A 14,305-nucleotide genomic window follows, 5' to 3' on the forward strand; every position below is an offset into this window, starting at 1 on the left:
AGGTTCCCGATCCGAGGAGGACAGATGACGACTTCGATGCTGGACAGCGAGATCACGGTGCAGGGCGAGTTCGACCTCGCCGCGGCGGCCCGTTTCTTGACCGGGTTCGCCCCGGCCGGGCAGCCGGCGGCGGAGGCGGGTGCGCTGCGTGTGGCATTCCCGCTCGAGGGGGTGTGGGCGCCGGTGGGAGCGGTGCTGCGCCAGAGATCGCCCGGCGAGGTGGCGGTGGAGGTCCACGGCCCGCCCGAGCACGCGGCGGCGGTCCTGGCCCAGGTGCGGCGGATGTGCTCGCTGGACGTCGACGGCACGGCGTTCGCGGAAGCCGGCGCCCGCGACCCCGTGGTGTCCCTGCTGCGAGAGTTGCACCCGGGCCTGCGCCCGGTGTTGTTCGCCTCGCCGTACGAGGCGGCGTGCTGGGCGGTGCTCAGCCACCGCGTCTGGATGACCCAGGCGGTCCGGCTGCGCCGCCGCCTGGAGGAACGCCACGGCACGGAGGTCGACGTCGGCGGCTGCCGGCTGGCGTCGTTCCCGCCCCCGGCGGTTCTGGCGAAGCTGGAGTTCATGCCGGGCCTGTCGGGCCAGAAAATGCAGCGCCTGCGCGGCATCGCCGAGGCGGCGGCCGCCGGAGCGCTGGACGCGGCGACGTTGCGCGCGATGCCCCCGGACGAAGCCCTGGACCAGCTGCGGCTGCTCCCCGGAATCGGCCGCTTCAGCGCGGAGCTGATCCTGATCCGCGGCGCGGGCCACCCGGACATCTTCCCCCACGACGAGGGCCGCCTCCACGAGATCATGCGCGCCGCCTACCACCTGCCGGAGGCGGGCGTGCCGGAGCTGGCCGACATCGCGGAAGCGTGGGCCCCGTTCCGGAGCTGGGTGTCGTTCCTGTTCCGCGTCGAGGGCGAGGCCCGGTTGAGGGAGTCCCGATGACGTGATCCGCCGGGAACAGGCCCGGGCGGTTCTCGTGCGGGCCCGGGGCGGTGTGCGGTTCCGGCGGTGGCTCACCGCGCCTTGCCGCAGTCGTTGCCGGTGGCGGCTGGCGCGCCTGCCCGCGCACCGCGGGGCGTTTCCGGCCGAGCGGTTCCCGCGGCGTGTTGTTCCCGCGTTGTGGCTGCCGCGGCTCGCGATTCGTTCCCAAGCCCGGGCGATTCTCGGACGGGCCCAGGGCGGCGTGCGGTTCCGGCGGCGGCGCCCGCGCCCGTTCCCGAGCGCAGCCAGTGCCGGTGTGCCGGTGGCGGCTGGCGCACCAGCCCGCGCGCTGCGGGCGTTTCCGGCCGAGCGGTTCCCCTGGCGTGCTGTTCCCGCGCCGCGGCTGCCGCGGCCCGCGGTTCGTCCCCAAGCCCGGGCGGTGTGCGGTTCCGGCGGTGGCGCCCGCGCCCGTTCCCGAGCGCAGCGGTGCCGGCACGAGCCGGTGCCAGCGCGCCTGCCCGCGCACCGCGGGGCCGTTTCCGGCCGAGCGGTTCCCACGGCGTGCTGTCCCGCGCCACGGCTGCCGCGGCCCGTAGTTTGTCCACAGGTCCGAACCCACTCTCACACGAAGGGAGCCTGAGCCTCACCGATCTTGAGCGCCCGTGCTCGCTCGCCGGAGTTCTGCGGGTGTATCCGCGTGGCCAGGCACTGCCGGTGGACGACGAGGGTGTGACTGCCCGGGCCGTTGTTGCTGCGTGAGTCGAGGACGAGCGCGTCACCGCCGGGGCTCAGCGTGGTCCGTTCGCCGCAGAAGTCGCACGGCCAGGTCAACGCCTCGAGGTCGGCGGCGCGGATGCTGAGGCGCACCGACACCGGCGGGTGCCACCGGCTGATCCGCTGGACCACCGCCTCGACCCGCGAACCGACGGGCGGGAAGAGGGCGAGCAGTTCCTCGTGGCTGCCCGTGCGCGAAGCGAACAGCTCGATCATGTCGATCGAGGCCGACAGGCCGTCGTCCTCGTGCCCCGCGATCTCGACGAGCACGCCCCACGGGTGGTGGCTGACGACCTTGGCCTCGACCCGCTGACCGGGCATCAGGGCGAAGCTCTTCGTCTCGAACCGGTCCATCGCTCGACGCCACCCATCATCGACGGAAAGGAGACCACCACGAACCCACTACCGGAGCCCGCGAAACCGCCATCGGCGGGGACTCACCGTAGCCAGATGTCGCCTGTGGTGAGGTATCCGGGTGAGTTCGCCCGTTCCTCTCGCGCTCGGCAGCCCGGCCGGTGACGCCCTGTCAGCCCTCCGGACGGCCGCCGCCGACACCTCGTCGGCCGGCTCGCTGCTCGAGCAGGCCCAGACGCCCGCGGTGATCACCCTGGTGGCCGGCGGTGTGGCGTTGCTGGTCGTCTTCGTCGGCGGCTCGCCGTGGCGGCGGGCGCGCAACGTCGTGACGATCGTGCACGAGGCCGGGCACGCCCTGGCCGCGGTGCTGGTCGGGCGGCGGCTGCAGGGCATCAAGCTGCACTCGGACACCTCGGGCGTCACCGTCTCGCGCGGTAAGCCCGAGGGGCCGGGCATGGCGTTCACCGCGATGGCCGGGTACCTGGCGCCGTCGGTGCTGGGGCTGCTGTTCGCCAGCCTGCTGGGCAACGACCTGGTCGGCACGGTCCTCGTGCTGATCGCGCTGCTGCTGCTCGGGGTCCTGGTGATGGTGCGCAACGCCTACGGGGTGTTCACCGTCGTCGCCAGTGCCGCGGTGCTCGCGCTGGTCGCGTTCGTCGCGCCGGTCGAGGTGCAGGCGCCGTTCAGCTACCTGGTGACCTGGTTCCTGCTGTTCGGCGGCGTGCGGCCGGTGATCGAGCTGCAGACGAAACGCCGTCGCGGCCAGGCGCGGGACTCCGACGCCGACCAGCTGGGCCGGCTCACCGCGGTGCCGCCGGTGCTGTGGGTGCTGGTCTTCGCCGTGGCGACGGTCAGCTGCCTGATCGCCGGCGGGCTTTGGCTCCTGGAGCCCCTGGCCACCTGAGCGAGCCCATGCGGCAAACTGGTCTCTCGCTGGTCCGCGCGGAGGGAGACGAACGATGGACGAGGTCGCCAAGGCCGTGGAGGAGTGCGCACGGGCGGCGAAGCTGGCCGCGCCGTCGCTCGCCGCCGCTTCCGCCGACGCCGTCGACGCCGCGCTGACCGGGATGGCCGAGCGGCTGCTCGCGCACCGCGAGGAGATCCTCGAGGCGAACCGGGCCGACGTCGAACGCGCGAAGGCCGAGGGGATGAGCGCCGGTCTGCTCGACCGGCTCACCATCACCCCCGAGCGCCTCACCGGCATGGCCGAGCAGCTGCGGCTGCTCGCCGGCGCGCCGCACCAGGAGCGCTCGGTCGAGGTGTCCACGCTGGACGGCGGGCTGCGGCTGGTCGAACGGCGGCGGCCGGTCGGCGTCATCGGCGCGAACTACGAGGCGCGGCCGAACGTGACCGTCGACGTGGCGTCGCAGCTGGTGAAGTCGCGCAACGGCGGCGTGCTGCGCACCGGCTCGGCCGCGCTCGGCTCGGCGCAGCGGCTGCGCGAGGTCGTCATCGCGCCCGCGCTGACCGAGGCGGGGATCGACGCCGACTGCGTGCAGCTGGTGCCGCGGGTGGAGCGGGAGGCGGCGTCCGCGCTGGTCCGGCTGCCGAACCTGGTGCCGCTGGTGATCCTGCGCGGCAGCGGCGACAGCACCCGCGCCCTGGCCACCGAGGCGGCGATCCACGGCGTGGGCACGCTCGCCCACGCGGACGGCGGCGGCGTGCTGTACGTCGACCGCGGCGCGGACGTCACCAAGGCGCGTGACCTGGTCTACAACAGCCTCGACCGGCTCGGGGTGTGCAACCGGCTGAACCTGCTGCTGATCCACGAGGACATCCACGACGAGGTCTGGCCGGCGATCTCGGACGCGCTGGCCGAGCGGGGCGTCACGCCGTCGCTGGCCCCGCACGAGCACGCCATCGGCTACGAGTGGGCGCTGGACTCCGACCGGGAGGCGACCGTCACGGTGGCCAAGGTCGGCGCGCTCGCCGACGCCGTCGGGATCGCCAACGAGCAGACCTCGGGCCTCGCGGCGGGCATCGCCACCGAGGACGAGTCGGCCGCCGACGCGTTCTTCGACGGCTACACCGGCACGGGCGTCTTCTGGAACGCGCCGACCCGGCTCCTCGACGGGTTCAAGCTGCTCGCGGTCCCGGAAACCGGCATCAACCTGGACAAGGTGCCCGGTCCCCGCGGCCCGGTGACGTACACGGACCTCTACGTCCGCCAGTACGCCGTCCTGCCGGCCTGACGGTGCTTCTGCCGATCGACCCGCCGGACGTCCGGCGCGCGGACCTGATCCGCGTGGCGGGTGACCGTGAATGGGAACAGTGGACCAGCGTTCCCGGTCCCGTCCTCGAGTCGGTGACGGGTGCGGACGCGGAGGCGCTCGTCAGGCTCGTCTCCGAGCTCCCGGACGCCGGGATGATGCGGTGCTACCACCCGGTGTACGCGCTCAGGGTGCACGGTGCGGAAGGCGTCCTCTTCGAGATCGCCTTCTGCTTCCGCTGCCACAACGCGCTCGGCTTCGCGGGCGGCGCTCAGGCCACGCTCGAAGGGTTCGACCCGGATTCACCGGCGGGGCAGGAGCTGCGCCGCCGGTTCCGGGCCGCGGACCCTAACGCGGCGGGACGTGAGCCAGCTTCCTGAGCTCGTCGACCGTCTCGGTCACGTTGGTCAGGAGTTCCGTCCGAGGTTCCTGGTCGGCGGCGTGGCGGTAGATGGCGGTCGGGCCGTCACTGATCGCGATCGCGGCGACCAGGCGGCCTTCGGGGTCGCGGGTGAGCCCGGTGGTCACCGACACCTCCCGGCCGACCGTGTCGACCGTGGTGAGCGTCCGTTCCTTGTACCAGCCTCGCGTGGTCATACTTCGCAGCTCCGGGGGATGGGCTCGACGGGGGATACGTCGTAGGACGCCCGGATCCCCGAAGGCGTTACGGCATACTGGTCCGGGTGATCTCCCGGCCGCACGTTCTGCTGTCCGCCGCGCAGTCGCTCGACGGCTACCTCGACGACACTTCGCCCGAGCGGCTCGTGCTGTCCACTGAGGACGATTTCGCCGTCGTGGACCGGTTGCGGGCCGAGGCGGACGCGATCTTCGTCGGCGCCGGAACCGTGCGGGCCGACAACCCGCGGCTGCTCGTCCGGTCGCCCGAACTGCGGCGGCAGCGGGTCGAGCAGGGGAAGCCCGAGCAGCCCGTCAAAGTCACCGTGACCACGCGCGGGCTGGACCCGGAGGCGCAGTTCTTCACCGTGGGGGACACCGAAAAGATCGTCTACGCACCACCGGGGGCGGCCGGCGAGCTGAAGCGCGTCGCCACCGTCGTGGACGCCGGGAACCCGCCCGACTTCGGTCGCGTCCTCGACGACCTCGGGCAGCGCGGCATCGGGAAGCTGCTGGTCGAAGGGGGCGGCGGCATCCACACCCGCTTCCTCACCGGAGGCCTGGCCGACGAGCTGCGGCTCGCGATCGCGCCGTTCTTCGTGGGGCAGCCGGGTGCGCCGCGGTTCGTCGGGCCCGGGCTCTACCCGCGGCCGCTCACCCTGGCCGGTGCGCGGGAGCTGCAGGGGATGGCGATCCTCGAGTACCGCGCCGCGGCCGAGCCGAGCGGACCGGACGTCCGGCGGCTCAAGGAAGCGATCGCGCTCGCCGCCGAGTGCCCGCCCAGCCACACCTTCCGCGTCGGCGCGGTGATCACCGACGCCGGTGGCGAGGTCGTCGCCACCGGGCACTCCGGCGAGGGCGACCCGGCGAACCACGCCGAAGAAGCCGCCCTCGCCAAGTGCGCCGGCGACCCGCGCCTGGCCGGGGCGACCATGTACAGCTCACTGGAGCCGTGCAGCCACCGGAGCTCGCACCCGCGCAGCTGCACGCAGCTGATCCTCGACGCCGGGATCCCGCGCGTCGTGTTCGCGTGGCGCGAGCCGCCGGTGTTCGTCGACGCCCGGGGCACCGAACTGCTGCGGCAGGCCGGGCGGCACGTCGTCGAGGTGCCCGCGCTGACCCCGGAGGTCCAGCGCGAGAACACCCACCTCGACTTCTGACGCGCGGCGATCAGCAGGCGCCGTTGTCCTGCCAGACACCCCATTCGCCGGTGGTGCCGGGCTCCTCGCCCTGCGTCCACCACTTGGCGGTCCACTTGTGGCTGTTGTGCGAAACGACGTTGTCCTTGACGTAGACCTTCGTCCGGTCCCACTCGGCCGCGGTGCACGAGCCGCCGCCCGGGGTGGTCGGGGTCGTGGTGGTCGGCGGGGTCGGCGTCGTCTGCGGCGGCGTCGCACCCGCGAACCGGACGCTGAACTTCGTGAAGTCCCAGTCGTTCTGCGGGACGTTGCTGCAGACGCCGTTGTCGGTCGTGCCGACGCAGGCGCGGTCGCGGTTGACCGACCAGAACGTGAAACGGCCGAGGCCGTGGCTGGTCGCGTAGTCGTACACCGTCTGGAAGTCCGCGGTGTAGAACATCTCGGACGCGTCCGATTTGCCGTTCATGCCCGAGAAACCCTCGTGCGAGTAGGCGGTCGCGCTGTCCCAGCCCATGTGCGACATCAGCAGGCCGTGCAGGGCCTCCAGCGCCGACACCTGCGACGAGCCGCCGTTGAAGCCGCCGTCGAACGGCATGATCGAGAAGTTGTTGGGCGTGAACCCGATCGACTTCGCCTGGTCGAGCAGCTGGGTGCCGAACCAGCCGGTGCCGGCCGCGGTGCCCGGCATGGTCACCGACACGAAGAGGCCGGGATTGTTGGCCTGCAACGTCTTCGCCGCGCCGAGCTCGTTCGCGATGGCCGCGGTGTTTTCGTACTCGGGCTCTTCGAGGTCGAAGTCGATGGCCTTGAGCGAGTACTTCGTGACGACCTGCTGGTAGGCGGCCGCGGTCGCGGCGACCGTGCCGCAGGTCTGGCCGAGCTTCGTGCCGCCGTACCCGCCGACGGAGACGGAGATGTCCCCGCCCGCCCCGCGGATCTTCGAGATCGCCGCGGCGACGGTGGTGTCGCTGGAAATCGGGTCGGTGCCGTCCCAGGTGGGACTGCAGCCGCCGCCGTTGGGCGCCAGGATGAACGCGAGCTGGAACGCCTTGAGCCCGGTCGCGTTCATCACGGTGACGGGATCGGGCGGGTTGTTGCTCTGGGGCATCAGGTACGGCGCCGCGGCGTACCAGTTGTTGCTCAACGCCGCGGTGGCCGCCGGAGCGCCGAGCACAAGGCTGACGGCGGTGGTGGCGAAAGTGGCGGCGGCGAGCCCGACGGCGGCCAGTCTGCTCTTGCGCATGAGCTGTCCTCCCGGTGGGGATCGAGGGTGGACAGATCATTGGACTAGACCATTGACGAAGTCAAGCCGACGGCGGAGTTCTGGGTGAAACCTGTCGGATAGTCGGTTTTCCGGGAGCGGATCCGGTCCGCCCAGCCGCCGTCGGTTTCTCCTCGCGTCCGTCCGGCGAAGCCTGCGCGGCGAGCACGAGCGGATCGAAGTCCCGGATGGCCTTCCGGACCGCGGATTCGTGCACCGGGGCAGGCTCGTTCAGCGCCGCGATGGCGTTCGCGTGTTCGCCGGCGGCCTTGCGGACCCCCTGCAGGGCCGAGCCGTCGTCCACCCAGTAGTGCGGCAGCGACCGGGCGACCTGGGCCAGCCGGAGCAGGGACAGCCCGACTTTCGCCTTCGAGTGAAGCGCTTTGAGCACCGGGGCCTGGAGCCCGTCGAACGCCGCCACGGCTCGGAGTGCCCGGTCGAGGTCGCCATCGCGAGCGGTGTCGAGGGCCTGCTGCAACGCCCAGAGCGTGTCGATCTGGTCGTCGCCGGGGTCGAGGCTGCGCATCGACGCGCTGATCGCGCCGGTGAGATCGTCGAACACCAGTGCGGCGGTGATCGTGTCGATGCTCAACGGCGTCAGCGGGGTGCGTCGCTGCAGCTCGACGGCCGCTCTCGCGCTGCGCAACAGATCCCTGGCCAGCCCGCCGGACCAGGCGTGGCAAAGCATCGCGACGATCGGCGGGAACCCGGTGGCCCGCGCCCGGATGACGTCGAGCGACTCGTCCAGCGTCAGCCGCCGGGTGTGAATCACCGTGTCGAACGCCGAGTCGAACGCGTCCCGCCCGGCGAGCCCCCGGCGTTCGAAGGAGTCGAGGGCATCCGTGGACACGGTGACCACGAAGTGGACTTTCTGGATGTGAAAGAGATCCTTCAGCTCGTTGACGATCTCGACCAGGTCGGCGGACTCGCCGATCTTGTCGAGCTCGTCGATGCAGACGATCATGCGCTCGCTCTCGCTGAAGGCCGCGAAGGTCTGCAGCAGGTCCCGCAGCGCGCCGACGAGCTCGGCCCGGCCGAGGGAACGGCTCTTCAGCTTGACGCCGTTTTCCCTGCTCGACTCCCAGAACGACTGGAACTTCAGCACGATCTTGCCGGTGGTCGCCCGTTCTGTTTCCCAGCGCAGGTCGCGGAGCAGTTCCACGGCTCGTTTCACGTGGGGTTTCCGCGTGGCGGTGTCGAGCCGCTTGACGACCTTGAGGATCTGGCCCGCGAAGAGGACCACGAGGAAGGCGCTGAGGCCGAACGCGAAGCCGCGGAAAACGTCCAGGCTGAGGACAAGAGCGACCAAGGACACGGAAAAGGCGACGGCCACCAGTCGTCGGAAGGTCAGGCGGTCCGCGAACCGGTACAGCCGGTCGGTCAGCCGGTCCGGCTGCCGGCTGATGATGGCTCCGGCGATCTCGGCCAGCAGCAGCCGGATGAAGTCCCCGGCGTCGTAGCGCACCGGCGACGGCACGACGACCACCGGCCCGGCCATCGCCGGATCGCTCTGCAGCGCCCGCATGACCGTCGACTTCCCCGAGCCGCGGGTGCCGGCGAGGCCGATCGCCGACGACTCGTGCTCGAGGATGAACTCCTTCACGTAGGCCGCGGTCGCCGACCGGCGGACCTGGGTGACGTCCAGTTCGACGAGCCTCGGCGCGTGGGTGGGGAACGCGATGATGCCCTGGGGACCGAGCTCGTCGTTGATCGACGTGGCGACAGCCTCCTGCACGGCCGCGGCCAGTGAACGGGCGAAGGTGCTGGCTGCTGTCGCGGCCGGTCGCTTGAGCGCGGCCACGGCTGTCCGTCGTCGCAGCAACCACCCCGACCAGGTGACCACGCAGAGGGTGAGGACGAGGTAGCCACCCGCTTCCACGATGCCGAACTTGCGGCCGATCCAGCTGTGCTCGGTGTCGAGGGAAAGGAGCTTGAGCAGCTCCGGCTTCGGCACCTGGGTGATGAGCGCGACGGACCCGGCAGCCAGGAGCGTCAGCAGCCCGAGCAGGAGCAGCCGGGCGACCGAGCGCCGGGTGCGCGTGCTGAGGGCCTCGTCGGCCCGCCGGCGCGCCTCCTCGTAAGCGGTCCGGTCGATCGAAGTCGCGACGGCGATCGATCCGGCGTGCTCGGCGAGGAGGCGCTCGACGATGACGGCCTGGTGGGCCTGGTAGTGCTTGAACTCCTGCCGCTCGAACACCTCGTTCGCGATGTCCTCGATCGTGGCGGGGGACTCGACCTCGAGCATGTCGGAGTAGTCGCTCGAACCGGTTCGGCGTTACGGCTCACTCCGCTTCGAGATCACCTTCCAGCGACAGGTACACCTCGCGCATCTTCTCCAGGAGCGCGGGATCCGGCTCTTCCCACAGCCCGCGGTCCGCCGCTTCGTTCAGCCGCTCCACGATGCCGCGCAGCGCCCAGGGGTTCGCCTGGCGCAGGAACTCCTGGTTCACCTCGTCCAGCACGTAGGACTCGGTCAGCTTCTCGTACATCCAGTCGCCGACGACGCCCGCCGTCGCGTCGAAGCCGAACAGGTAGTCCACCGTGGCCGCCAGCTCGAACGCGCCCTTGTAGCCGTGCCGGCGCATCGCCGCCAGCCAGCGCGGGTTCACCACGCGTGCGCGGAACACTCGGGCCGTCTCCTCGCCCAGCGTCCGCGTGCGGACCGCGTCCGGGGACGTGCTGTCGCCGACGTAGGACGCCGGGGCCGAGCCGGTCAGCGCGCGGACCGTCGCGATCATCCCGCCGTGGTACTGGAAGTAGTCGTCCGAGTCGGCGATGTCGTGCTCGCGCGTGTCGGTGTTCTTCGCCGCCACGACGATCCGCTTGTACGAGTTCTCCATGTCCTCGCGCGCCGGGCGGCCGTCGAGGTCGCGGCCGTAGGCGAAGCCGCCCCACACCGCGTACACCTCGGCGAGGTCCTTGTCGTCGCGCCAGTTCCCGGAGTCCATCAGCGGCAGCAGGCCCGCGCCGTACGCGCCCGGCTTCGAACCGAAGATCCGCGTGGTGGCCCGCCGGGAATCGCCGTGGGCGGCCAGGTCCGCGGAAACGTGGTCCCGCACGAAGTTCAGGTCCGCCGGTTCGTCCAAAGCGGACACCAGCCGGACCGCGTCGTCCAGCATCGTGATCACGTGCGGGAAAGCGTCGCGGAAGAAGCCGCTGATCCGGATCGTGACGTCGATCCGGGGCCGGCCCAGCTCGGCCAGCGGGATCGCCTCGATCCCGGTCACCCGCCGCGAAGCCTCGTCCCACACCGGCTGGACACCCAGCAGCGCCAGGACTTCCGCGGCGTCGTCGCCGGACGTCCGCATGGCCGACGTACCCCACACCGAAAGCCCGACCGAACGCGGCCAGTCGCCGGTGTCCTCGCGGTAGCGCTTCAGCAGCGAGTCCGCCAGCGCCTGCCCGGTTTCCCAGGCGAGCCGGCTCGGGATCGCCTTCGGGTCGACGGTGTAGAAGTTCCGCCCGGTCGGCAGCACGTTGACCAGCCCGCGCAACGGCGACCCGCTGGGCCCGGCCGGGATGTAACCGCCGTCGAGGGCGTGCAGCACCGAGTCGAGTTCCGCGGTCGTGCCCGCCAGCCGCGGGACGATCTCCTCCGCCGCGAACGAAAGCACCCGCGCGACCTGGGCGTCCGGGGCCACCGACGCGACGGCGGTGGCGTCCCAGCCACGCATTTCCATCGTCTGCACGAGTTCCCGCGCCGTTTTCTCGACCGCGTCCACTTCGGACATCGGCGCGTCTTCCTTCAAGCCCAGCGCCGAACGCAGGCCCGGCACCGCGCCCTGCTTGCCGCCCCACATCTGGGACGCGCGCAGCATCGACAGCACCAGGTTGACCCGCGCTTCCCCGACCGGTGCCGCGCCGAGGACGTGCAGCCCGTCGCGGATCTGCGCGTCCTTGACCTCGCACAGCCAGCCGTCGATGTGCAGCAGGAAGTCGTCGAACTCCGCGTCGTGCGGGCGTGCCTCGACGCCGAGGTCGTGGTCGAGCTTCGCGGCCTGGATGAGCGTCCAGATCTGGGCGCGGATCGCGGGCAGCTTCGCCGGGTCCATCGCCGCGATGTTCGCGTGCTCGTCGAGCAGCTGCTCCAGCCGCGCCATGTCGCCGTAGGACTCCGCGCGCGCCATCGGCGGGATCAGGTGGTCGACGATCGTCGCGTGCGCCCGCCGCTTCGCCTGCGCGCCTTCGCCCGGGTCGTTGATCAGGAACGGGTACACCAGCGGCAGGTTCCCGAGCACGGCGTCCGGCGCGCACGACGCCGAAAGCCCCGCCGTCTTGCCCGGCAGCCACTCCAGCGACCCGTGCTTGCCGAGGTGGACGACGGCGTGCGCGCCGAACTCCTCCTCCAGCCAGCGGTACGCGGCCAGGTAGTGGTGGCTCGGGGGGAGGTCCGGGTTGTGGTAGATCGCGACGGGGTTCTCGCCGAACCCGCGCGGCGGCTGGATCATGATGATGACGTTGCCGCTCTGCAGTGACGCCAGCACGATGTCGCCGTTTTCGACGTACAGCTCACCCGGCGCCGGGCCCCAGTGTTCTTCCACCCCCGAACGCAGCTCCGCGGGCAGCGCGTCGAACCACTCCTGGTAGCGCGCGGCGGGGACGCGGATCGGGTTGCCGGACAGCTGTTCCTCGGTCAGCCACTCCGGGTCCTGCCCGCCGGCCGCGATCAGCGCGTGGATCAGCGCGTCGCCGTCCGGCTGGTCGGTCCCGGTCGGGTCGACGCCGGGGAAGGCGTCCGGCCCCAGGTCGTAGCCCTGCTCGCGCATCCGCCGCAGCAGCTCGATCGTCGACGCCGGGGTGTCCAGCCCGACCGCGTTGCCGACGCGGGAGTGCTTCGTCGGGTACGCGGACAGCATCAGCGCGATGCGCCGCTCCGCCGGGGGCGTGTGCCGCAGCCGGGCGTGCGCCAGCGCGATGCGGGCGACGCGGGACGCGCGTTCGGCGTCCGGGACGTACCGGGGCAGGCCGTCTTCGTCGAGTTCCTTGAACGAGAACGGCACCGTGATCAGCCGCCCGTCGAACTCCGGCACGGCCATCTGGTTGCCGGCGTCGAGCGGGGAGAGCCCGTCGTCGCTCGCCGCCCACGTCTCGCGGTCGCTGGTCAGGCACAGCGCCTGCAGGATCGGGACGTCGAGCGCGGCCATCTCGGCGACGTCCCAGGCCTCGTCGTCCCCGCCGGCCCCGACCTCGGACGGCTTCGTTCCGCCCGCCGCCAGCACCGTGACCAGCAGGGCGTCCACCTTCCCCAGCTCGGCCATCATCTCCGGCTCGCGCGTCCGCAGCGAAGCGCAGTAGATCGGCAACGCGCGCCCGCCGGCGGCCTCGATCTCGTCGGCGAGCGTGTGGACGAACTGCGTGTTCCCGGACAGGTGGTGCGCGCGGTAGTACAGGATCCCGATCACCGGGCCCTCGGCGCGCGAAGGCCGCTCGAGAACGCCCCAGCCCGGCTGCCGGGCGGGCGGCTCGAAGCCGTCGCCGGTGAGCAGGAGCGTGTCGGAGAGGAACCGGTGCAGCTGGGTGAGGTTCGCCGGGCCGCCCTGCGCGAGGTACGCGTGGGCCTCGGCGGCGATGCCCGCCGGGACGGTCGAGAGCTTCATCAGCTCGGCGTCCGGCGTCTGCTCCCCGCCCAGCACGACGACGTGCGCGCCCGACGCCCGCAGCGTGTCCAGGCCCTCCTGCCAGCTGCGCGGGGTGCCGAGGATCCGCGCGACGACGATCTTCACGCCGTCGAGCAGCGCCGGCAGCTCGGCGACGTCGAGCCGGGCGGGGTTGCCGAGCCGGTATTCGCCGTCGGCCGAACGGGCGCTGAGCAGGTCGGTGTCCGAAGTGGACAGCAGCAGGATCACGAGGTTCCTCCTCGGGGTCCGCGCCCCGGGTAGACGGACGCGCCGGCGGGAGTTCCTGGCTTCCGGGATCTCTCCCGGTCACAGTGGCGGGACCGCCCCGGACTCTCACCGGGTTCCTCCACCTGCCGACGCGTGGGTTCCGCCTCACTCTCCGGTGCGGCCGACCCGGCGTCAAGGTGACGTGCGCGGCTCAGAGCCGCTTGGCCGTGCGGAACGCCTTCGCGTACGTCCCGGACCCGTCGATCAGCGAGACCCCGCCCGCGTCGCCGAAGGTCGGGCCGTTCGCCACCTTGCGGCTGGACAGCACGCGGTGGTGCCCGTCGCCGTCGATGCCCAGGTAGATGCCCGTGTGCGAGACCTGTGGGCCGAGCTGCGGCTCGAGGTTGAAGAACAGCAGGTCACCCGGCTGGAGCCGGCTGAAGTCCGTCACCTGCTTCTTCTCGTCGGGTATCAGCGTGGTGCCCGGCCCCAGCTCGGCCAGCGCCCACGCCCGCCGCGGCAGGCCGGGGCCCTTCGTGTTCGTGCCGAGCAGCGGGTAGCCCGCCCGGTAGCCGTAGACCATCCGCACGAACCCCGAGCAGTCGAGGGACCGGGCGCGCCGCGGCTCCGCGGCCTCGTGGACGCCGTCCGGGAAGTCCCAGCCGATGCCCAGGTAGTCGTAGAAATCGGACTTCTCGAGCCGCCCCTCGGCGCTGTCCGGGCCGAAGCTGGCGTCCCCGGCCACGCGCAGCTTCTTCACGACCTGGTCGGCCGCGCCGTCGGTGTACTGCAGCGCCACCGCGAGCACGTCCGGGCCGGTGTCGGCGGCCGCCTTCGGGAACCAGCCGGTGAACCACGGCTCCTTCTCCGCGCCCGCCTGCCACGGCTGCGGCGCGAGCCGGATCCAGGCCGTCGACGTGATGCCGGCTGTGGTGAACTTCGGCTCGGTGAACGTCCGGGACCGGCCGGTCAGCATGACCGTGCGGGAGCCGTCGGTGAACGACGCCAGCTGGGCGCCCGCCCCGTCGCGCACGATCGTCCGGGCCGGGTCGGCCAGCCGGTCGTAGGTGTAGCCGCCGGTGACCGCCGCTCCCGAGGGTGCGGGCGACGCCGAGATGGCCGTGATGTCCTGCCGGTCCTGCGTGGCGACGTACAGCGCGGCCGCGCCGGACAGGCCGATGACCGCGGCGAGGACACCGATCCGGACCGCCTTGCGCATCG

At 71.9% G+C, this 14,305-nt stretch carries 11 protein-coding genes and 1 riboswitch; of the genes, 5 read left to right on the forward strand and 6 right to left on the reverse strand.

What is annotated here, in order from left to right:
* Positions 1-24: 24 nt before the first annotated feature.
* Positions 25-927 carry a DNA-3-methyladenine glycosylase family protein gene (locus ACLJQM_RS14825; RefSeq protein WP_410631694.1) on the forward strand — a complete coding sequence of 301 codons (903 nt, stop codon included), beginning with the start codon at positions 25-27 and terminating at the stop codon, positions 925-927.
* Between the two features lie 600 nt (positions 928-1,527).
* Here ACLJQM_RS14825 and ACLJQM_RS14830 read toward each other — a convergent pair.
* Positions 1,528-2,034, reverse strand: coding sequence for a hypothetical protein (locus ACLJQM_RS14830; RefSeq protein ID WP_410631695.1), 507 nt, complete (start codon positions 2,032-2,034; stop codon positions 1,528-1,530).
* A 121-nt stretch (positions 2,035-2,155) separates the two neighbouring features.
* On the opposite strand from ACLJQM_RS14830, the gene ACLJQM_RS14835 reads away from it, so the two are divergent.
* The 3 genes from ACLJQM_RS14835 to ACLJQM_RS14845 are packed head-to-tail and all read left to right on the forward strand — an operon-like array spanning position 2,156 to position 4,624.
* Positions 2,156-2,938 (forward strand): M50 family metallopeptidase, encoded by a 783-nt coding sequence (locus ACLJQM_RS14835; protein WP_410631696.1) that lies wholly within the window; start codon positions 2,156-2,158, stop codon positions 2,936-2,938.
* Between the two features lie 55 nt (positions 2,939-2,993).
* The gene (locus ACLJQM_RS14840; RefSeq protein WP_410631697.1) at positions 2,994-4,226 is read left to right on the forward strand and encodes an aldehyde dehydrogenase family protein; all 1,233 of its coding nucleotides are present in this window, start codon (positions 2,994-2,996) and stop codon (positions 4,224-4,226) included.
* A gap of 2 nt (positions 4,227-4,228) precedes the next feature.
* A complete protein-coding gene (locus ACLJQM_RS14845) occupies positions 4,229-4,624 on the forward strand; it encodes a hypothetical protein (protein WP_410631698.1) in 396 nt (131 codons plus the stop codon).
* Here the strand turns inward: ACLJQM_RS14845 and ACLJQM_RS14850 are convergent.
* On the reverse strand, positions 4,593-4,841 hold the full coding sequence (locus ACLJQM_RS14850) for a hypothetical protein (protein WP_410631699.1): 249 nt from the start codon (positions 4,839-4,841) through the stop codon (positions 4,593-4,595). The genes ACLJQM_RS14845 and ACLJQM_RS14850 overlap by 32 nt on opposite strands.
* Before the next feature lie 86 nt (positions 4,842-4,927).
* On the opposite strand from ACLJQM_RS14850, the gene ACLJQM_RS14855 reads away from it, so the two are divergent.
* Positions 4,928-6,019, forward strand: coding sequence for a dihydrofolate reductase family protein (locus tag ACLJQM_RS14855; RefSeq protein ID WP_410631700.1), 1,092 nt, complete (start codon positions 4,928-4,930; stop codon positions 6,017-6,019).
* Between the two features lie 10 nt (positions 6,020-6,029).
* Here ACLJQM_RS14855 and ACLJQM_RS14860 read toward each other — a convergent pair whose 3' ends face one another.
* From ACLJQM_RS14860 to ACLJQM_RS14875, 4 genes are all read right to left on the reverse strand, one after another.
* Positions 6,030-7,241: a chitinase gene (locus ACLJQM_RS14860; protein WP_410631701.1), complete on the reverse strand. Its 1,212-nt coding sequence runs from the start codon at positions 7,239-7,241 to the stop codon at positions 6,030-6,032.
* Between the two features lie 61 nt (positions 7,242-7,302).
* Complete coding sequence (locus ACLJQM_RS14865) at positions 7,303-9,504, reverse strand: P-loop NTPase fold protein (RefSeq protein WP_410631702.1); 2,202 nt, start codon at positions 9,502-9,504, stop codon at positions 7,303-7,305.
* A 37-nt stretch (positions 9,505-9,541) separates the two neighbouring features.
* On the reverse strand, positions 9,542-13,105 hold the full coding sequence (gene cobN / locus ACLJQM_RS14870; protein ID WP_410631703.1) for a cobaltochelatase subunit CobN: 3,564 nt from the start codon (positions 13,103-13,105) through the stop codon (positions 9,542-9,544).
* A gap of 29 nt (positions 13,106-13,134) precedes the next feature.
* Positions 13,135-13,264, reverse strand: a riboswitch (cobalamin riboswitch).
* Positions 13,265-13,295: 31 nt separating this feature from the next.
* On the reverse strand, positions 13,296-14,303 hold the full coding sequence (locus tag ACLJQM_RS14875; RefSeq protein WP_410631819.1) for an NlpC/P60 family protein: 1,008 nt from the start codon (positions 14,301-14,303) through the stop codon (positions 13,296-13,298).
* Positions 14,304-14,305: the final 2 nt, after the last annotated feature.

It is taken from the genome of Amycolatopsis sp. cmx-4-83, assembly GCF_046548815.1.
In the GTDB taxonomy this organism is placed as follows: domain Bacteria; phylum Actinomycetota; class Actinomycetes; order Mycobacteriales; family Pseudonocardiaceae; genus Amycolatopsis; species Amycolatopsis pretoriensis_A.